This is a genomic window from Octadecabacter arcticus 238, assembly GCF_000155735.2.
Lineage (GTDB): Bacteria > Pseudomonadota > Alphaproteobacteria > Rhodobacterales > Rhodobacteraceae > Octadecabacter > Octadecabacter arcticus.
The window spans coordinates 40,735-59,626 of sequence record NC_020908.1 but is presented as its reverse complement, the minus strand read 5'-3'; the positions used below and the strand labels follow the sequence as shown (position 1 = coordinate 59,626).

At 55.5% G+C, this 18,892-nt stretch carries 17 protein-coding genes; 2 read left to right on the top strand and 15 right to left on the bottom strand.

All coding sequences use genetic code 11. The annotated features are described in order from the left end of the window. Positions 1-37 precede the first annotated feature (37 nt). Positions 38-949 (bottom strand): serine/threonine dehydratase, encoded by a 912-nt coding sequence (locus OA238_RS00265; protein WP_015493569.1) that lies wholly within the window; start codon positions 947-949, stop codon positions 38-40. A 74-nt stretch (positions 950-1,023) separates the two neighbouring features. Between OA238_RS00265 and OA238_RS00260 the strand changes: the two genes are divergently transcribed. Beyond that, the gene (locus tag OA238_RS00260) at positions 1,024-1,863 is read left to right on the top strand and encodes an LOG family protein (protein ID WP_015493568.1); all 840 of its coding nucleotides are present in this window, start codon (positions 1,024-1,026) and stop codon (positions 1,861-1,863) included. Between the two features lie 144 nt (positions 1,864-2,007). Here the strand turns inward: OA238_RS00260 and rlmN are convergent, their stop codons facing one another. Together rlmN and OA238_RS00250 are read right to left on the bottom strand one after the other, a co-directional pair. Then, positions 2,008-3,192, bottom strand: coding sequence for a dual-specificity RNA methyltransferase RlmN (rlmN, locus tag OA238_RS00255; protein ID WP_015493567.1), 1,185 nt, complete (start codon positions 3,190-3,192; stop codon positions 2,008-2,010). Between the two features lie 118 nt (positions 3,193-3,310). After that, positions 3,311-3,853, bottom strand: coding sequence for an invasion associated locus B family protein (locus tag OA238_RS00250; protein ID WP_015493566.1), 543 nt, complete (start codon positions 3,851-3,853; stop codon positions 3,311-3,313). A 197-nt stretch (positions 3,854-4,050) separates the two neighbouring features. Between OA238_RS00250 and OA238_RS00245 the strand changes: the two genes are divergently transcribed. Next, the gene (locus OA238_RS00245; protein WP_015493565.1) at positions 4,051-5,043 is read left to right on the top strand and encodes an asparaginase; all 993 of its coding nucleotides are present in this window, start codon (positions 4,051-4,053) and stop codon (positions 5,041-5,043) included. Here OA238_RS00245 and serB read toward each other — a convergent pair. The 12 genes from serB to glpD form a co-directional block, all read right to left on the bottom strand. Then, positions 5,040-5,906: a phosphoserine phosphatase SerB gene (serB, locus tag OA238_RS00240; RefSeq protein ID WP_015493564.1), complete on the bottom strand. Its 867-nt coding sequence runs from the start codon at positions 5,904-5,906 to the stop codon at positions 5,040-5,042. The two genes, OA238_RS00245 and serB, sit on opposite strands and share 4 nt — an antisense overlap. Before the next feature lie 172 nt (positions 5,907-6,078). Further along, entirely contained in the window at positions 6,079-7,221 is a 1,143-nt protein-coding gene (locus OA238_RS00235) for an iron-containing alcohol dehydrogenase (RefSeq protein WP_015493563.1), read from the bottom strand. Positions 7,222-7,231: 10 nt separating this feature from the next. Next, entirely contained in the window at positions 7,232-8,293 is a 1,062-nt protein-coding gene (fba, locus tag OA238_RS00230; protein WP_015493562.1) for a class II fructose-bisphosphate aldolase, read from the bottom strand. 10 nt (positions 8,294-8,303) lie between these two features. After that, a complete protein-coding gene (locus tag OA238_RS00225) occupies positions 8,304-9,296 on the bottom strand; it encodes a class 1 fructose-bisphosphatase (RefSeq protein WP_015493561.1) in 993 nt (330 codons plus the stop codon). A 9-nt stretch (positions 9,297-9,305) separates the two neighbouring features. Continuing rightward, positions 9,306-10,793: a glycerol kinase GlpK gene (glpK, locus tag OA238_RS00220; RefSeq protein WP_015493560.1), complete on the bottom strand. Its 1,488-nt coding sequence runs from the start codon at positions 10,791-10,793 to the stop codon at positions 9,306-9,308. A gap of 149 nt (positions 10,794-10,942) precedes the next feature. Beyond that, positions 10,943-12,667 (bottom strand): ABC transporter substrate-binding protein, encoded by a 1,725-nt coding sequence (locus tag OA238_RS00215; protein ID WP_015493559.1) that lies wholly within the window; start codon positions 12,665-12,667, stop codon positions 10,943-10,945. A gap of 75 nt (positions 12,668-12,742) precedes the next feature. Next, the gene (locus OA238_RS00210; protein WP_044035992.1) at positions 12,743-13,015 is read right to left on the bottom strand and encodes a DUF2160 domain-containing protein; all 273 of its coding nucleotides are present in this window, start codon (positions 13,013-13,015) and stop codon (positions 12,743-12,745) included. Positions 13,016-13,038: 23 nt separating this feature from the next. Next, positions 13,039-13,887, bottom strand: a complete 849-nt coding sequence (locus tag OA238_RS00205) for a carbohydrate ABC transporter permease (RefSeq protein ID WP_015493558.1) — start codon at positions 13,885-13,887, stop codon at positions 13,039-13,041. Then, complete coding sequence (locus tag OA238_RS00200) at positions 13,887-14,759, bottom strand: carbohydrate ABC transporter permease (protein ID WP_015493557.1); 873 nt, start codon at positions 14,757-14,759, stop codon at positions 13,887-13,889. Before OA238_RS00200 ends, OA238_RS00205 begins: the two co-directional genes overlap by 1 nt. Positions 14,760-14,812: 53 nt before the next feature. Beyond that, the gene (locus tag OA238_RS00195; RefSeq protein WP_015493556.1) at positions 14,813-15,892 is read right to left on the bottom strand and encodes an ABC transporter ATP-binding protein; all 1,080 of its coding nucleotides are present in this window, start codon (positions 15,890-15,892) and stop codon (positions 14,813-14,815) included. Positions 15,893-15,904: 12 nt separating this feature from the next. Continuing rightward, on the bottom strand, positions 15,905-16,996 hold the full coding sequence (locus OA238_RS00190) for an ABC transporter ATP-binding protein (protein ID WP_015493555.1): 1,092 nt from the start codon (positions 16,994-16,996) through the stop codon (positions 15,905-15,907). Beyond that, the gene (glpD, locus tag OA238_RS00185; RefSeq protein WP_015493554.1) at positions 16,996-18,618 is read right to left on the bottom strand and encodes a glycerol-3-phosphate dehydrogenase; all 1,623 of its coding nucleotides are present in this window, start codon (positions 18,616-18,618) and stop codon (positions 16,996-16,998) included. The genes OA238_RS00190 and glpD overlap by 1 nt, the downstream gene beginning before the upstream one ends. Positions 18,619-18,892: the final 274 nt, after the last annotated feature.

Sequence of the window (18,892 nt, the reverse complement as noted above, 5' to 3'; positions counted from 1 at the left end):
TTCGGGGCGACATAGCGTGATGGTGCGCTTTGGGCAATTAAATAGGGATAGGGGCGGGATTGGCACCGCACAAAAGGATCGCAACCTTTTCGCCCTTGGCGGGCTTATAGGCCCCCGATGTGATCGCGGCGAGGGCGGCAGCACCTGCCGGTTCAACCAATTGGCGCAGATTTTGCCAAAGCAGTTTTTGGGCATGGGCAATCGCCGCATCGGGCAAAAGCAGGGTTTGCAGATCGCGGCCTTTGGCAATATCATATGCCATACGCCCGACACGCTTTGCGCCCAGTGCGTTCGCACAAATGCCGGACACATCGACGTCGGTTTCGGGGCCATGTTGCAAGGCCGCATGCATCGAATTGGTCGTTTCGGTTTCGACACCGATTATGTTTCGATCCTTGAACCACACCATCGCACCGCCGATCAGACCGCCACCGCCAATCGCGATGATGATGGTGTCCGCGTCCAACCCCTGCGCGTCCCATTCTTGAAAACAGGTGCCCTGCCCCGCAAGGGTTGCGGGGCCATTGTAGGGATGAATGTCGAGCGCGCCTGTCGCCGCCTGATGCGCATTGGCGGCGGCGGCGGCATCGGCGTAGGCACCCGCAACAATATGCAGCGTCGCGCCGGTTTGACGGATCACGTCAATCTTGGCAGGGCCTGCGAATTCGGGAACAAAAATGTGCGCCTCATGGCCCAGCGTTTTAGCGGCATGTGCAACGGCAGCGCCATGATTGCCACCGGATGCGGCAACGATACCAGCGGGCGGCACATCCGCTGTCAGCAGCGAATTGAACGCGCCGCGTGCTTTGAACGAGCCGGTGATTTGCGTGTGTTCCAGCTTGAATTGCAGTGGCAGCCCGAACGCGCTTGAGCGCATGACGGGCGTGACATGAACGTGGCCCTTAATGCGGGTCGCGGCGGCGTTTATGTCAGATTGGGTAATGGTCATGGCGGGCCCTGTGTCATTGGACAATGTTTCGCCAACCTGCCACTAAAATGCAAAGTTCAACAAGGAGCAAATCCATGAAAGTCGACAACCGCCGCCACCCATTTCGCGACAGTCAGCAAGACCGCGAAGAGGCGAGCCATGTGCCAGACACGCCGCAGACGCGCTCCCCTGCCTATGCGCTGGCGTTTGCGGACCCGGAATTCATGTGCCGCGATGAATTACGGCCCGTGCGATTGCAGTTGGAATTATTAAAACCGGAATTGATGCTGGACGAACAGGGGATTGAGTCGACGATCGTGATGTTCGGCGGTGCGCGGATACCCGAGCCTGCCAAAAAAGACACCGCACGCACCAAAACGCTGGCGGATCTGTCAAAATATTACGACGAGGCGCGTAAGTTTGCTAAACTGATGACGCATATGGGCAAGGCCGGTGAAAACGTGATCGTCACGGGTGGTGGACCCGGCGTGATGGAGGCGGGCAACCGCGGTGCAGTTGATGCCGGTGGCCGATCCATCGGATTGAACATCGTGCTGCCACACGAACAGGCCCCGAACAAATACGTCACGCCGGAACTGAGTTTCAATTTCCACTACTTTGCGATTCGCAAAATGCATTTCTTGATGCGCGCCAAGGCGATTACGGTTTTCCCCGGCGGATTTGGCACGTTGGACGAAACATTCGAGGCGCTGACGCTGATCCAGACGGGTCGCATGGAACGCATACCGTTTTTGTTGTTCGGTCGTGCGTTTTGGGAAAGCATCATCAATTGGGATGCCCTGTCAGATGCCGGTACGATTTCGGCGGACGATCTGACGTTGTTCCGGTTTGTGGAAACCGCCGAAGAAGCGGTAGATGCTTTGGAGAACTGGGAAGGCGCGGGCGAAAAGCGCCGGGCTATTCCGGGGCGCTGATCGCCTATCACAACCCCCAGCGCACTGTGTTTGAACAGGTCACACAATAGTATGAGGCCGCTCCGGGTGTCGTCTTTGTAAACATCGAAGGCGACTGGAGGATCAACCTGTTCGAATACGCGAGCGGTGGAGCGGTCGGCGAACTTAGAGTCCGGCGTCCGCGTCGATTTGTTTGCGCGATTTACGGGCGCGTTCGGTGGCGGATTTCAACTGACCACAGGCGGCCATGATGTCTTCGCCACGCGGCCTGCGGATCGGTGATGCGTAGCCTGCGTTGTAGATGATGTCCGCGAATGCCTTGATGCGATCCGAATCGGAGCGTTTGTAGGGTGCGCCGGGCCATTCGTTGAACGGGATCAGGTTGATTTTGGCGGGGATGCCTTCGATCAATTTTACCAGTCGCCGCGCGTCTTCGTCTGAATCGTTGACGTCTTTCAGCATTACGTATTCGAATGTGATGCGTTCGGAATTGGAGACTTTCGGATAAGCGGCCAATGCTTCGAGCAGTTTTTCAAGGTTCCACTTTTTGTTGATCGGCACCAGTTTATCGCGAATTTCGTCCGTGGTTCCGTGGAACGAAATTGCCAGCATGCAGCCGATTTCATTGGCAGTGCGGTGAATTTCCGGCACGACACCAGACGTCGACAGCGTGATGCGGCGGCGCGACAGTGCGATGCCTTCGCCGTCCATTGCGATCTTCATCGCGTCCCGCACGTTTTCAAAATTATAAAGCGGCTCACCCATGCCCATCAACACGATGTTAGACAAAAGGCGCGGGCCATTGTCGCCCGTGCCCTGCCCCGGTTCGGGCCATTCGTTCAGGTCATCGCGGGCCAGCATAACTTGGCCAATAATCTCACCTGCCGTCAGGTTGCGGACCAGTTTTTGCGTGCCTGTGTGACAGAACGAACAGGTCAGCGTGCAGCCAACCTGGCTTGAGATGCACAGGGTGCCACGATCTTTTTCAGGAATATAGACCACCTCAACCTCATGGCCGCCCGCGATGCGCACGAGATATTTGCGGGTCCCGTCCGTGGACACGTCTTTGGTGACGACTTCAGGAAGTTCGATTTTGAAATGTTCGGCAAGTGTCGCACGAAAGTCTTTTGACAGGTTCGTCATCACATCAAATTCACGCACCCCCCAATGGTAGAGCCATTGCCAGACTTGGTTGACCCGCATCTTGGCCTGTTTTTCGGTCACGCCAACGCCAATCAGTGCATCGCGCAGTTGATCGCGCGTCAGGCCGACGATGTTTGTCAGGCCGTCCTCAGGGAGAATGCGTTTGATCGTCATGACGTCTTGGGTGATGGGCGTTTGCGGCTGCATGAGAATCGACTCCAATACGGTGCGTGGACTATCTTGGCCCTATATAAGACGTCTCTTCATAACACAAAGGGCCGGCTCCCAAAGAAAGCCGGGCCATTTAAATCTATGACGAGACGTTTCAGCCAGAACAGCGGTTCGCGGCTTCTTCGACGCCCGCCGTAAAGCCGAGCAGCGAGAAGGTGTCACGGGTGACTGTACCACGACCGGACCGAGCCGACACGGTGGCCGCTGAACCGCGTTTCATCGCAGCAACGATGCTTGCGTCATCTTCCGGCGTTGCGGGCCAAGCCCATTCGCCTTCGGTGAACAACTCATAAGTGGTCCCACCAATATCGAGTTCGGCTGTCGATCCACTTGCGAACGGATAGCCGCCCGTGAACGTCACTTGGCCGTTCACGCCAGCACCCGGGCGATAGAATACGAACAATAAAACCTCGCCCCGGCGCACAGATACGACCTGCCCATCGCGGGAGTTTACAGTTTCCTTAGGCGCAGAAACGGCCCAACATTCGGTCGGATCGCTTTCAACGAAAACCGACCAATCAGTGTTGGCCGCAACGCGGTTTGAACTGGTGTCCTGCGCGATTGCAGATGTGCCCAATGTTGTGGTGGCGGTCATAAGGGCGAACGCGCCAATCGCGTGCGAAATCTTTGAAATCATAAATACAGCCTCCAAGCTGTCCGTGCCTCTGGTTGCTCTCAATAGCGCAGCACCTCTGATGGGTACCTTTTCGGCTAGATTGAGCGGTTTCAACTCGATACCTATAGCATTAGCAAGATTTTGCCCAAATGGGAAAGCCTTTGGTCACATATAATTGCGCGACACTTCGCGCAAACATCTTAAATTTGGGAAAAACCATGTCTGATCCAATCGATTTTGTTGAACTTTGGCGCGGAGGTATGCTGGAAAGCGTCCATCGTGGTCACGCTGTTGTGGTCGATGAGGCAGGTGAGATTGTACACCAGTGGGGTGATCCGGACGCTGTGGTCTTCCCGCGCAGCTCTGCCAAGATGCTGCAAGCGCTGCCGATGGTGGAAAGTGGCGTGGCGGATCGGTGCGGGCTAACAACTGAGCAGCTGGCACTATCCTGCGCGTCCCATTCGGGGGCGGCGATCCATACGGACAGGGTTCAGCGCTGGTTGAAAGACCTTGAGCAGACGGATGATGCGTTCAATTGCGGCCCGCAGTGGCCCGCCGATACGCCCGCAAAAAACGGGTTGATCAGGGGCAACGCCAACCCGTGCCGCTATCACAACAATTGTTCAGGCAAACACTGCGGATTTCTGACGATGACCAAGGCGAACGGATGGGGGCCGAACTACGTTGCGATCGACCATCCGCTGCAAGTCGGCATCAAACAGGTGGTTGAGGAGTTGACCGAAGAATCGTCGGCGGGCTGGGGCATTGATGGATGCAGCGCGCCGAATTTCGCGTCCAGCCTTCACGGGATCGGGCGCGCCATGGCGACGTTCGCCAGTGCCGACGACAGCACAACACGCGGCGGTGCGATGGTACGGCTGCGCAACGGGATGATGGCGCATCCTGAATTGATCGCCAACGAGGACCGCGCTTGCACCCATTTGATGCGGGCTGCCAAGGGCAAGGCGGCGGTGAAGACAGGTGCCGAAGGATTTTTCATAGCGATCCTGCCAGAATTGAGGCTGGGCGTTGCATTGAAGATCATCGACGGCACGACACGCGCATCAGAATGCGCGATGGCGGCGATTCTGTGCAGGTTGGGTGTGCTGGACCCCAATGATCCGAGCGTGAAAGCCTACTGCAATCCAGACCTTGTGAATTTCGCGGGGCTTATTACCGGCGACATGCGACCTAGCGCGGCGCTTGCCTAGACGAATTCGGTCTTCGCATAGCCTTGGATATAAAGCAGCGCTGTTAAATCGCCCTGGTTGATGCGCACGTCGCATTGTGCGGCGACTGACGGTTTTGCATGAAGCGCAACACCCGTGCCTGCGGCATGCAACATGCCAAGGTCATTTGCGCCGTCACCCACCGCAATCACGTCGTCTTGGGTGATATTGATACGCGCGGTGATTTCCGCAAGCGCTTGCACTTTGGCGGCTTTGCCAAGGATCGGGCGGCCAACGTCACCCGTCAATTTGCCGTCTTCGATCAGCAGCGTATTGGCGCGGTTTTCGTCAAAACCAAGCTGGGCTGACACCTGCGCGGTAAACGCTGTGAACCCACCGGATACCAATGCTGCGTGACCGCCATTTGCCTTCATCGTAGCCAGCAACGTCGCAGCGCCCGGCATGTGGGTGATTCGGGTGGCCAAAACATGGCCGATGACAGTTTCGGCCATGCCGCGCAGCAGTCCGACGCGTTCGATCAAAGCAGCCTCAAAATCCAGTTCACCGTTCATGGCGCGGGCTGTAATATCGGCAACGCGCGCACCTACGCCTGCTTCATCTGCCAGTTCGTCAATACATTCCTGCTGGATCATTGTGCTGTCCATATCGGCGAGCAGCATAGTTTTTCGGCGTCCGATCAGCGGTTGGCACACCAGATCGACGCCCATTTCTTGTACGTCCACCCAGACATCCCACAGGTTCACGGGCTTGGTATCAACGGCAAATTCTGCCGCCTCATCCGCCGCGAGCCATTGCGCAGATTGGCCACCCCACGCATTGCGCAGGCTTTCCACCAAAGCAGGCTGCAATTTTCCGGGCTTGGCGATCAGGGTGATAACAAACATGAAATGGTCCTCCAGTTGGGGCCAAGAACCCTGCCTGCGGTCAAATCACAAGCCAATCTGCTTAAATTTTTCCACTTTTCAAGTGTCACTGGTGTTTTCAATTCCACATCCGCCACTTTCGGATCATCCGCACGATCAAGACGTCGATAGGCTGTCTGATCGGCTGATGTTCCTATTTTGCGGCGTGCAAGATTTGCAGGAGGTCTTCTTGCGACAGATGGAATGGATTGCCTTTCATGGACGACGCGTTGGCGGATGCCGCTGCAATCTCTGGATAGTCAAGCGATGACACACCCATGTCGTCCAACCCGCGCAACCCCATTTCTTTGGACCAGCGGCGCAACTCGGAAATGCCGTCGCCGTTTCCTTTATGCGCGAAACAGGTGTCCACCTTATGCAATATCCACTGAAGCCGCGCATGGAGTTCGGTCCCGTCCTGCGCTTTGCGCAGATGCGATTCCAGAACGGCAGGAAGAAGCGCACCACATATCTCCCCGTGGGACGCATTGGTTCTGCCACCAATCACACCGGCAAAACCATGAACCGCGCCAAGCCCCGCATTCGCCAAAGCCAAACCACCGCAGGTACTGACCCAAGCCATGCTATCCCACGCGTGCGGCGCATCATCTTCCACCAAATCGCGCAAGACGCTAAGACCCGCCGGAATCGCATCACGACACAGGGCGTCCGTCATCGGGTTTGATTTGACCGTTAGGTAGGGTTCAATCACTTGAGTAATTGCATCCAATCCAGCCGCGAGGGCAACATGTCTTGGCGCGCCTTCCATAAGACTTGCGTCGATAATCGCGATTTGTGGCACCATGCGTGGATCACGCAGGCTGACTTTCAGGCCCCGTTCCGGCACTGAGATAACCGCATTTTTGGTCACTTCAGCCCCCGTGCCTGCTGTCGTGGGCAGCGCGATGACAGGGATCGGCGGGTGGTCCAGCGGCCGTCCACAGCCGACCACTTCGAGGTAATCCAAGGGCTTGCCCGCGCATGGAATCAGGGCTGCAAGTCCTTTGGCAAGATCAATGACGGACCCACCGCCCAGCGCAATCACCACGTCAGGACGCGTCCCGTTGAGTTGCAATAGCGCTTGTTCAATATCTGGCAGGCTTGGTTCGTTCCCACAGCTTACCGTTTTTACCGCCAAGCCCGCATTACTGCACCCCTCAATGAGCCATTGTGCCCGCGTAACGTCGGACCCGTGGACCAAGAGAACGGTCTTTCCATATGCTGCAGCCAATGCCGCTGTCTGCTGGCTTTGGCCCCGTCCAAAATGCATGGTCTGTGGGCTAATAAATGAAAACATCCTGAAAATCCTAGCTGGCGCGCGCAAAATTTGCGCTTTCATAACGACTGGCCATCTGTGCCAACGGGACAGGCTTGATCTTGCCAGCCATCCCAGCGGCACCGAAGCGTTCAAAACGATCGCGGCACACAGCCGACATAGCATCGACGCCCGGCGCCAGATACTTCCTTGGATCGAACTCGCCTGGGCTTTCGGCAAAGACTTTGCGGATCGCACCTGTGAGCGCCATGCGCAGGTCGGTATCGATGTTTACCTTGCGCACGCCATGCTTGATCCCGCTCTCGATCTCTTCGACGGGAACGCCCCACGTCGGCGCGATTTCCCCGCCATAGGCATTTATTTTATCCTGTAGGTCCTGTGGAACGGACGACGACCCATGCATGACCAGATGGGTGTCCGGAATCCGTGCATGGATGTCTTTTAGCGCGTCCATCGCCAGAATCTCGCCGTCCGGCTTGCGCGAGAATTTGTAGGCTCCGTGGGAGGTGCTGATTGCGACGGCCAGTGCATCCACGCGGGTAAAGCGAACAAATTCAGCCGCTTCTTGCGGATCTGTCACCAGCGATGCGCGGTCCAGTGTGCCGTCAAACACATGTCCGTCCTCAACCTCACCCTTGCCGGTTTCAAGGGACCCCAAATAGCCAAGTTCGCCTTCGACAGACACACCGACAAGATGCGCCATTTCGGTGACCTTGGCTGTCACCGCGACGTTATAGGCAAAGTCAGACGGTGTTTTTCCATCGGCCAACAATGACCCGTCCATCATGACTGATGAAAAGCCATTGGTGATTGCGGACATGCACGTTGCTGGTGAATTTCCATGATCCTGGTGCATGCAAACGGGAATATGGGGATAGAGTTTGATCGCTGCGCGAATCAGATGGGACAGCACGATATCGTTTGCGAACGCGCGCGCACCGCGACTGGCCTGCATAATAACCGGACTGTCCGTCGCGTCTGCGGCGGCCATAATTGCCAACATCTGTTCCATGTTGTTCACGTTAAACGCAGGCAGCGCATAAGTACTGTCTGCAGCGTGATCGAGGAGTTGACGAAGGGAGACGAGTGCCATTGGAGTATTCCTAGTGTTCAGGAGAGTCTGCTTCTGTGTGATATTCGACAAGTCGTTCAACTTCGGATCGCGAGCCAAGAATGACCGGAACGCGCTGATGCGGCCCGCTTGGCTGGATATCCATAATCGGGCCAAAGCCGGTCGATGCAGCGCCTCCGGCGCGTTCGATGATCATCGCCATCGGATTGGCCTCATACATCAAGCGAAGTTTGCCGCCAGCATCGCGGTTGTTGCTGTCGGCTGGATACAAAAACACACCACCGCGCGTCAGGATGCGGTGAATTTCGGCCACCATTGATGCGGTCCAGCGCATGTTGAACGCGCGCTGGCGCGCGCCCTCCTCCCCCGCGACGCACTCATCAACATAGCGGCGAACGGGGGCGTCCCAATAGCGGTGGCGCGATGTGTTGATCGCGAACTCTGATGTCTCGCTTGGGACTTTCATATCGGGGTGGGTCAACCGAAAGTCGCCAGTGCCCTGATGACAGGTGAAACCGGCAACCTCGGACCCATCAGTCAAGACAAGGATCGTCGACGGGCCATAAAGCGCGTAACCGGCGCAGACTTGGCGTTGGCCGTCGTGCAGGACATTGCGATCACCATCCGCCTGCACTTGCATGATCGCAAAAATCGATCCCACTGAAAGATTTACATCCAGATTTGACGAGCCATCCAAGGGATCGAAGTAGAGCAGGTAATCGCCCTCTTCGGGCTCTTTCAACCATGTGACTTCTTCGACTTCTTCGGACACAAGGGCCGCAAGGCGCGGGCTGTTTGAGCAAATCCGTTCAAATTCATCGTTGGCCAGAATATCGAGCGTCTTTTGCGTCTCACCCTGAACGTTTATCGCGTTTGCGGAGCCAAGATTGCCCTCAAACGCGCCGTTGCGGACGAGGTTCGCAATCGATCGGCAGGCACTTGCAATGTCTTCAAGCAGAAAGATCAGGTTCGGGTCCAGATCGCCTTTGGTTAAATAGCGGCGCAACGTCGTTGTATCGGTCATTCGGATTCCTCAAAAACTCAATGTGGCTTGAACAGCCTTTTGCCAAGATTCGTACTTTGCCGCGCGTAGGTTTGGATCCATCGTCGGTGTAAACTGGGTTTCACGGACCCAAGATGCAGCAAACTCATCTTGATCCGGGTAAAGTCCGGCGTACATTCCCGCGAGCCACGCCACACCAAGCGCCGTTGTTTCCTGAATGACCGGTCTGTCCACGGGTGCGGCGATAATATCGGACAAAAACTGCATCGCCCAATTGCTGGCAGACATGCCACCGTCGACCCGCAGGGTCGATTGCACGCCTGTCGCCTGCCAGTCAGCCGACATCGCATCCAGCAGATCGCGCGTCTGGTAGCCCACGCTTTCAAGTGCCGCTTTGGCCATTTCGGCCGGGCCCGTGGCGCGGGTTAGGCCAAACGCAGCACCCCGACTGTCAGGGTTCCAATACGGTGCGCCAAACCCGACAAACGCAGGGACAAGAATGACGTCCTGATGCGGGTCAGCTGCTTCGGCCAAGGCCTGCGTCTGTGCAGCATCATCGATGATCTGCAATCCATCGCGCAGCCACTGCACTGCAGCCCCCGCGACAAAAATCGAACCTTCAAGCGCATAGGTTGGATTTCCGCCCAACTGATAGGCAATCGTTGTCAATAATCTGTTCTTGGACACAACGGGCGTCTCACCAGTATTCAACAGCGCAAAGCACCCTGTTCCATAAGTTGACTTCAACATTCCCGGTTTAAAACACGCCTGCCCGAGCGTCGCCGCCTGCTGGTCCCCCGCGACACCGAAGATTGGAATTTCAGCCCCAAGTATATCAGACCGCGCCCGGCCAAAATCAGCGGCGCAGTCTTTGACGTCGGGCAGCATTTGCATCGGGATGTCGAGCAGTTTGCAGATCGTGCTGCTCCAGCCGCCCTTGCGGATGTCATAGAGCATCGTGCGCGCAGCGTTGGTTGCGTCTGTGGCGTGAACTGCGCCGCCAGTCAGGTTCCAGATCAGATAGCTGTCGACGGTCCCGAACAACAGATCGCCGTTTGTGGCGCGTTCGCGGGCGCCGTCAACGTGATCGAGAATCCATCGCAGCTTGGTGCCTGAAAAATACGGGTCAACCAAAAGACCTGTGCGATCGGTTATCATTTGTTCATGACCACTGTCACGCAAGGCGCGACATTGATCGGCGGTGCGTCGGTCTTGCCAGACGATCGCGTTGTGAATGGGTGCGCCGGTTATGCGGTCCCAGACGATGACCGTTTCGCGTTGGTTTGTAATCCCGATCGCGGCAACTTGCGACGGGGATATGCCCGCCTGTTCAATCGCTGTGCGGCAGGTGGCGACGGTTGTGGTCCATAAATCTATCGGGTCGTGTTCAACCCAGCCAGACTGGGGGAAATGTTGCGGGAACTCTTCTTGGGCACGGGCAACGGGTGTCATTTCACCGTCAAACAAAATTGAACGTGTCGATGTTGTGCCTTGGTCGATTGCAAGAACATAGCTCATGAAAAGTCCTCAATATTTTTGGACGAAAAAAAGCGGCCGCCACGAGAAACGACCGCTGATTTTACCGAACGGACGAGGTCCAATGCGGTCTTTAGGAGTTGTGTAAAAGGATAGGTATTTGGGGCCAAATTAATGGCCCCAAAATCAGGTTACTGCTGCCAAGACTGGATCAGCTCGTCATAGGAGATCGTTACCGGAGTCTCGTCTTCGTTTTCAAGACGCGGCTTTGGTGAACCTGGCTGTGACAGCCAGAACTCTGGATCGCTTTCTTCGTTCAAAAGCGGGCCAATGTCACCTTGGACGCCGGAACGCTCAATGCGTGCCATAACGGCCTCTTGATCCGCACAAAGCCCATCGAGAGCCTCTTGTGGAGTTTTCGCACCGGACATAGCGTCGCCGATGTTCTGCCACCACAGCTGCGCCAGCTTAGGGTAGTCAGGCACGTTTGTGCCCGTTGGTGACCACTGAAGGCGGGCTGGTGAGCGGTAGAACTCGATCAGACCACCAAGACGCGGTGCGCGTTCAGTGAAGCTTTCGTGCTGGATCGTTGATTCACGAATGAATGTTAGACCAACATGGCTTTTGGCCACGTCCACAGTCAGGGACGTAACGAACTGGGCGTAAAGCCAAGCAGCCTGTGCACGATCAACTGGCGTAGATTTCATCAGCGTCCAGGAACCGGCGTCTTGGTAGCCAATCTTGGTGCCTTCGGTCCAGTATGCGCCGTGTGGCGAAGGTGCCATGCGCCACTTTGGCGTGCCATCTTCGTTCATCACTGGCAGACCAGGTTCAACGGATGCTGCGGTAAACGCGGTATACCAGAACATCTGCTGTGCGACGTTACCCTGTGCAGGAATTGGGCCTGCTTCAGAGAATGTCATGCCAGCTGCGGCAGGTGGAGAGTAGAGTTCCAGCCATTCGATCGCCTTGGTGATCGCATAGACAGCAGCTGGACCGTTGGTGGCACCACCACGCGCAACACACGAACCAACCGGCTGTGAGTTTTCGTTAACGCGGATACCCCATTCATCGACAGGCAGGCCATTTGGCTCACCGATATCGCCGGCACCAGCCATGGACAACCACGCATCTGTGTAGCGCCAGCCCAAGGATGGATCACGTTTACCGTAGTCCATGTTGCCATAAACGTCGCCTTCAACGCCCAAACGGGACAGATCGCGGCCTGTAAAGAATGCAGCGATGTCTTCATAGGCAGACCAGTTGACTGGAACGCCCAGATCATAGCCGTATTCAGCCAAGAAGTCGGCTTTGTTGACGTCGTCATTGAACCAGTCATAGCGGAACCAATAGAGGTTCGCGAACTGCTGGTCAGGCAATTGGTAGATTTTGCCATCGGGACCGGTCGTGAACGAAAGACCAATGAAGTCTTCAAGGTTCAGGTTTGGGTTGGTCACGGCAGCGCCTTCGCCAGCCATCCAGTCGGTCAGGTTACGCGCCTGCTGATAGCGCCAGTGCGTACCGATCAGGTCACTGTCGTTGATATAGGCGTCATAGATGTTTTCGCCTGTCTGCATTTGTGTTTGCAGCTTTTCAACGACGTCGCCTTCGCCGATCAGGTCATGTGTGACCTGAATACCAGTGATGGCAAAGAACGCTGGTGCCAGAACGTTGGATTCGTATTCGTGGGTACCGATTGTCTCGGATACCACATTGATTTCCATACCTGCGTATGGCTGTGCAGCGTCGATGAACCACTGCATTTCGGCTTCCTGATCCGCGCGGGATAGCGTGGACAGTTCGCCGATTTCGGCGTCAAGGAATGCCTGTGCGGCCTCCATGTCGGCGAACGCCGGTGCGGCAAGCATGCAAACGGCAAGGCTTAACGCTGTCGTTCCTTTAAGTCGCAAGTTCATATCTTGTTCCTCCCTATTTGAGAACAATATGAGTCGTCTGGTTCTTGCAGACCAGATAACCCGTTACCTCTTTCACTAGACCCAGCGGAAAACCGCTATGGCATAAAAGAGACACACGATCAGTGCCCCCCATTGAGGGGCGCTGAACAACCCGAGCCAAGCCAAATTAAGAAAGGCAGAGCCCAGCAACGTGATGAACAATCTGTCACCCCGCGTTGTTTCGATCCGAAGTATGCCGATGCGCGGCACCTCCGGAAATTTGATTGCCAGCACCGTAAAGGTGACGAGCGTGGCCGCAATGATCACGAAAAAAGTGGCAGTCGGTAAGGTCCAAGCCATCCAGTCCATTGAAATTCCTCCTCTTTCGTTTCTTAAACTCGACCTAGGGCGAAGCCCTTGGCGATGTAATTGCGGACAAAGTAGATCACCAACGCACCGGGTAAGATCGTGAGCATGCCAGCGGCTGCCAACACCCCCCAATCGATGCCGTCAGCACCAACTGTTCGGGTCATTGTTGCTGCGATCGGCTTTGCGTCAACACTGGTCAAGGTGCGGCTGAGAAGCAGTTCAACCCATGAGAACATGAACAAGAAGAACGCAGTCACACCAATCCCAGAGGCAACAAGCGGCGTGAAGATCTGAACGAAGAACCGCGGGAACGAGTAGCCGTCGATGTAGGCTGTTTCGTCAATTTCCTTTGGGACTCCGCGCATGAACCCTTCGAGAATCCACACCGCCAGAGGCACGTTAAACAGCGCGTGGGCCAGGGCGACGGCAATATGCGTATCAAACAAACCTATCGAGCTATAAAGCTGGAAAAATGGCAGTGCAAAGACTGCGGGTGGGGCCATCCGGTTGGTTAGCAGCCAGAAGAACAAATGCTTGTCACCAAGGAATGAATACCGGCTGAACGCATAGGCTGCCGGAAGGGCGACGGCGAGTGAAATAACCATGTTCATGACAACGTAAATCATCGAATTGACGTAGCCCATATACCAAGACGAATCCGTCAGGATCGTCAGATAATTGTCAAATGTCAGATCTTCGGGCCACAGGGTGAAGGTGTTCAATATCTCCGAATTAGTCTTCAGGCTCATGATCAGCAGCCAATAGATCGGCAACAACAAGAACAGAAGATACAAACCCATGACGACAGCGCTGCCATTGATCTTTGGCAGTCTTAAGCCGCGTTTTGCAGATGTATGTGTAAGATCAGACATCAGTGGCCATCCCTTTTGTCGAGGTTCGTCATCACAGTGTAAAACACATACGATACCAGCAGGATCACGAGATAGTACATGATCGAGAAGGCAGCAGCGGGGCCAAGGTCGAACTGTCCAAGCGCCATTTTGACCAGATCAATCGACAAGAACGTCGTCGAGTTACCGGGGCCGCCACCTGTCACGACGAAGGGTTCTGTGTAGATCATAAAGCTGTCCATAAACCGAAGCAGGATCGCGATCATCAACACGCCCATAATCTTGGGCAATTCAATAAAGCGGAACACTTTCCAGCGGCCAGCCTGATCGATTTTGGCTGCCTGATAATAAGCGTCGGGGATGGATTGCAGTCCGGCATAAGCCAACAGCGCCACCAGCGATGTCCAATGCCACACATCCATCATGACGACAGTGATCCACGCCGCATAGAAATCTTGGGTATAGTTATAATCGATGCCGATCGCATTGAGCGTGTAGCCAAGAAGGCCAATATCAACGCGCCCGAAAATCTGCCAAATCGTCCCAACGACGTTCCACGGAATAAGCAGCGGCAGGGACATCAGGACCAGACAGAACGACGCCCAGAACCCCTTTTTCGGCATGTTCAGCGCCACAAAGACACCAAGCGGTATCTGGATCGCCAAAATGATTGACGTAAAGGCGATCTGGCGCCCAAGGGCGTTCCACATCCGCTCTGATGCCAGCATCTGTTCGAACCACTCAAGGCCAGCCCAAAAGAACTCGTTTCTGCCGAATGTGTCCTGAACCGAGTAATTGACGACCGTCATGAGCGGGATTACAGCGGAAAATGCGACGAGCAAAAGCACGGGTAGAATGAGAAACCATGCCTTCTGGTTGACTGTCTTATTCATGGCGCGGTCCTCTGTACGAATTGAGTGTTGGCGGGTTCAAGGTCAGGGTCATATCAGGCCGCCTTGGGCGCGACGCGCCAACTGTCGGAATAGATATTAATGCCCGCCGTATCGAAGACGACGCGGTTCATCTCTGGCGAAATGTTCTCACCTTCGGCGGCAATGATGTTGATCTCATTCCCTTGGAAATCTGCGCGCACGATCTTGTGACGCCCTACATCCTCGACCCGCTTAATTGTCACGGGCAATCCTTCATCTCCGGACTGAAGCGTTACGAATTCCGGGCGAACGCCCAATTCGACTTTGCCGGTTGGTGTCCCGAAGCCTTGACCCAGAGAAATCTCTGTGCCTGCGATGACCGCCTTGTCACCGGACACCTTCGCCTCCAGCACGTTCATTCCGGGTGAGCCGATAAAATAGCCGACAAACGTATGTTCAGGCGTCTCAAAAAGCTGCTGCGGGGTGCCCATTTGCACGACGCGACCGTCGTACATGACGACGACTTTGTCCGCGAATGTCAGCGCCTCAGTTTGGTCGTGGGTCACGTAGATCATGGTGTGGCCGAATTCGTGATGCAAGGATTTGAGCTGCGTGCGCAATTCCCACTTCATGTGAGGGTCGATCACTGTGAGCGGTTCGTCAAACAAAAGCGCGTTCACGTCTTCACGCACCATACCGCGCCCCAGCGAAATCTTTTGCTTGGCGTCTGCGGTCAATCCACGGGCCTTGCGATCAAGCGTAGCTTCCATACCGATCATCGCCGCGATCTGCTGGACCCGTTCTTGGATGTAGGCCGGATCAGAGCCGCGATTGCGCAGCGGAAAGGCCAGATTGTCGCGTACGGTCATCGTGTCATAAACCACGGGGAACTGGAAAACCTGCGCGATGTTGCGCTGCGTCGTCGGTGCCATGGTCACATCTTTGTCGTTGAACAGGATGCGCCCCTGACTGGGATGCAGCAGGCCAGAAATGATGTTCAAAAGTGTGGACTTGCCACAGCCGGACGATCCAAGAAGCGCATAAGCCTCGCCGTCAACCCAATCATGGTCCATCGATTTCAGCGCGTAATCTTCTTCACGCGTCGGGTTTGGAAGATATGAATGCGCCAGATTTTCGAGGGTAATTTTTGCCATTTTTGTGTTCCCTCAGGCTGCTGTTGCGTAGGATGCAGGCGCGACGGAGGTGCCGTCTTCTGCAAAGATGTAGACGTGTTTCGGATCGAGGAAGACGTCCATCATTGCGCCGATCTCCAAGACTTTAACGCCGTGGATCAGACCAACCCAGCTGTCCCCTTGATGATCCAAATGGATAAACGTTTCGGACCCGGTGATTTCGGTGACTTGCAGTTTGGTGCTGAATTCCAAGGCGCTTGGCCCCTTTTTCGCCATTTCCAAATGGTTCGGTCGGAACCCCGCAAGGTAATTGCCTTCCGCCAGCCCCGCGAAAGCATCGGATGCAGGTGCGCTTTGTCCATCGCCAAAGTGCAGGCGATCACCAGACACGCGGACCTTCAGGAAATTCATCGGCGGATCAGAAAACACACGCGCGGTGGTGGCGTTAACGGGTTGACGATACACAACCGGCGTCTCCCCGAATTGGGTGATCCTGCCTTCCCACATCGTGGCCGTGTTGCCGCCTAGCAGCAGCGCCTCTTCGGGTTCTGTCGTGGCATAGACAAAGATCGATCCGGCCTCTTCAAAGATTTTCGGGATCTCGGCGCGTAGTTCTTCGCGCAACTTGTAATCAAGGTTCGCCAAAGGTTCGTCCAACAAGACGAGGCCCGCTTCTTTGACAAGCGCGCGCGCCAACGCGCAGCGCTGCTGCTGGCCGCCTGACAATTCCAACGGTTTGCGCGTCAGAAGCTCGGGCGCCAGTTTCATCAACTCCGCGGCCTTTTTGACGGCGGAATCGATCTGGTCTTTTGATTTTCTCAAAAGGCGCATTGGGCTGGCGATATTTTCGTACACCGTCATTGAGGGGTAGTTGATGAATTGCTGGTACACCATTGCAACGCCCCGGTCCTGAACGCGCATGCCTGTAACGTCTTTCCCGTCCCAAATGACTTTACCTGTGTTGGGCGCATCAAGGCCGGCCATCAGGCGCATCAGCGACGTTTTGCCCGACGATGTTGGACCAAGCAGGACGTTCATAGTTCCGCTGCGCAGTTCAAGGTCAGTGGCGTGGATATGCGGCTGGCCGTTTACGGACTTGGACACGCCTTCAAGAATGAGTGACATTAGTTTCTCCCTTTGCGCAGGCCAGACTGCGTGTCGCTGCGGTCGGTCAACAGGCGTGCTGCCAACCATTTGTCCAGCAACTCAATTTCTTGCACAGTCATGCGAAGCCCGAGTTTAGATCGACGCCAAACCACATCCTCGGCGGTGTGTACAAATTCGTTTTCAATCAACCAAACGACTTCACGTTCGGTCAGATTGGAGCCAAAGTTCTGGCCCATATCTGGTTCGGTTTTTGCGTCCCCAAGAACGTCAAACGCGTCCAAACCATAAGCCTTGATCATCCGGTCAGTCCACCGGGCCGTCAAAAATGGATATTGCGCTGCCAACCGCGCCTTTAGCGCCGCGACACCATCAACCGGAAAATCCCCACCCGGCATCGCGACGCCAGCAGTCCACGGCTTTCCCGCCCGCGGAAAGAAAGGCACGATTTTCTCCAACGCAGCTTCGGCGAGTTTGCGGTATGTCGTAATCTTACCGCCGAAGACATTCAGTATCGGCGCGCCAGCGGTTTCGTTTACTTTCAGCACATAGTCTCGCGTTGCGGCCGTTGCCGATGTCGCCCCGTCATCATACAGCGGACGCACACCAGAATAGGTCCAAATTATATCATCTGTCGTTACAGGTTTTTTCAAATACTTGGATGCAAATTCAACGAGGTAGGTCTGTTCTTCGGGTGTACAGACAGGTTTTTGAGACACATCATCATGCTCGGCGTCCGTGGTCCCGATCAGCGTAAAGTCGGTCTCGTAGGGGATGGTGAAAATGATCCGACCGTCTTCGCCTTGGAAGAAATAGCACTTATCGTGATCATAAAGTTTGCGCGTCACGATGTGACTGCCGCGCACCAACCGGATGCCTTCGGTTGAATTGATCCGAACAGTATTACGGATAACATCTTCGACCCAAGGGCCGCCTGCATTGACCAGCATGCGTGCCTTGACCACACGGCGCGCGCCGTCGTCTTGGGGCTCAAGCGTAATCTGCCAAAGTCCTTCAACTTGCTCGGCCGAGATGACCTTGGTCCTAACGCTTATCCGTGCGCCACGCGCCTCGGCATCGCGTGCATTCAAAACCACCAATCGACTGTCTTCGATCCAGCAATCGGAATATTCGTATGCTCGCTCAAATCGGTCTCGCAGGGGTGCACCTTCGGGCGTCTCCGCCAATTTGAGCGAGGTTGTTCCCTTGAGGATTTTGCGGCCACCCAGATTGTCATACAGAAATAGCCCGAACCGAATGAGCCATGCAGGGCGGCGCCCCTTCATCCATGGCATCAGAACGCGCAGCACTTTTGAGGTCGGGGTGTCGCCCTCAAATCGCATGTCTTTGTGATACGGGAGCACAAAGCGCATCGGCCAAGAGATATGCGGCATTGCCTGCAACAAGACTTCACGTTCGATCAAGGCGCTGCGGACGAGGCCGATCTCCCAATACTCGAGGTAGCGCAAACCACCGTGGAACAGTTTGGTTGACGCAGACGAGGTTGCAGAGGCCAGATCATTCATTTCAGCCAGCTCAACCGTCAGCCCACGGCCCACGGCATCACGCGCGATACCGCATCCATTGATGCCACCACCGATGACAAAAAGGTCGACAATATCTTGGCTGTCATGCTGATCCAATGACGCCTCCCCGCATTCATTTGGTGTCGCAGCCTCCCAGCTCGCGACGTTGCGTGAAGTTGCGCAAGTTTTGTCGTAGTTGCAAGAGCGAATGTTCGTTTGCGTTCGTTATTGGCCAAAATTGCAGGTTAACATGCGCATTAGCTTCGATTTATTTCTATCTTCGTAGTTTTGCAGGCGGGGAGGGTCATGGCTATTGACGATTCGAGCGGAGTATTGACTGTTGGGCGCAATGCAGCCCCTACATGACAACGTTGTTTGGCGGCTCGAAGCG

Coding starts and splice junctions, on each gene's coding strand:
- OA238_RS00265 (WP_015493569.1), bottom strand. CDS start 949: ATGACCATTACCCAATCTGACATAAACGCCGCCGCGACCCGCATTAAG.
- OA238_RS00260 (WP_015493568.1), top strand. CDS start 1,024: ATGAAAGTCGACAACCGCCGCCACCCATTTCGCGACAGTCAGCAAGAC.
- rlmN (WP_015493567.1), bottom strand. CDS start 3,192: ATGCAGCCGCAAACGCCCATCACCCAAGACGTCATGACGATCAAACGC.
- OA238_RS00250 (WP_015493566.1), bottom strand. CDS start 3,853: ATGATTTCAAAGATTTCGCACGCGATTGGCGCGTTCGCCCTTATGACC.
- OA238_RS00245 (WP_015493565.1), top strand. CDS start 4,051: ATGTCTGATCCAATCGATTTTGTTGAACTTTGGCGCGGAGGTATGCTG.
- serB (WP_015493564.1), bottom strand. CDS start 5,906: ATGTTTGTTATCACCCTGATCGCCAAGCCCGGAAAATTGCAGCCTGCT.
- OA238_RS00235 (WP_015493563.1), bottom strand. CDS start 7,221: ATGTTTTCATTTATTAGCCCACAGACCATGCATTTTGGACGGGGCCAA.
- fba (WP_015493562.1), bottom strand. CDS start 8,293: ATGGCACTCGTCTCCCTTCGTCAACTCCTCGATCACGCTGCAGACAGT.
- OA238_RS00225 (WP_015493561.1), bottom strand. CDS start 9,296: ATGACCGATACAACGACGTTGCGCCGCTATTTAACCAAAGGCGATCTG.
- glpK (WP_015493560.1), bottom strand. CDS start 10,793: ATGAGCTATGTTCTTGCAATCGACCAAGGCACAACATCGACACGTTCA.
- OA238_RS00215 (WP_015493559.1), bottom strand. CDS start 12,667: ATGAACTTGCGACTTAAAGGAACGACAGCGTTAAGCCTTGCCGTTTGC.
- OA238_RS00210 (WP_044035992.1), bottom strand. CDS start 13,015: ATGGACTGGATGGCTTGGACCTTACCGACTGCCACTTTTTTCGTGATC.
- OA238_RS00205 (WP_015493558.1), bottom strand. CDS start 13,887: ATGTCTGATCTTACACATACATCTGCAAAACGCGGCTTAAGACTGCCA.
- OA238_RS00200 (WP_015493557.1), bottom strand. CDS start 14,759: ATGAATAAGACAGTCAACCAGAAGGCATGGTTTCTCATTCTACCCGTG.
- OA238_RS00195 (WP_015493556.1), bottom strand. CDS start 15,892: ATGGCAAAAATTACCCTCGAAAATCTGGCGCATTCATATCTTCCAAAC.
- OA238_RS00190 (WP_015493555.1), bottom strand. CDS start 16,996: ATGTCACTCATTCTTGAAGGCGTGTCCAAGTCCGTAAACGGCCAGCCG.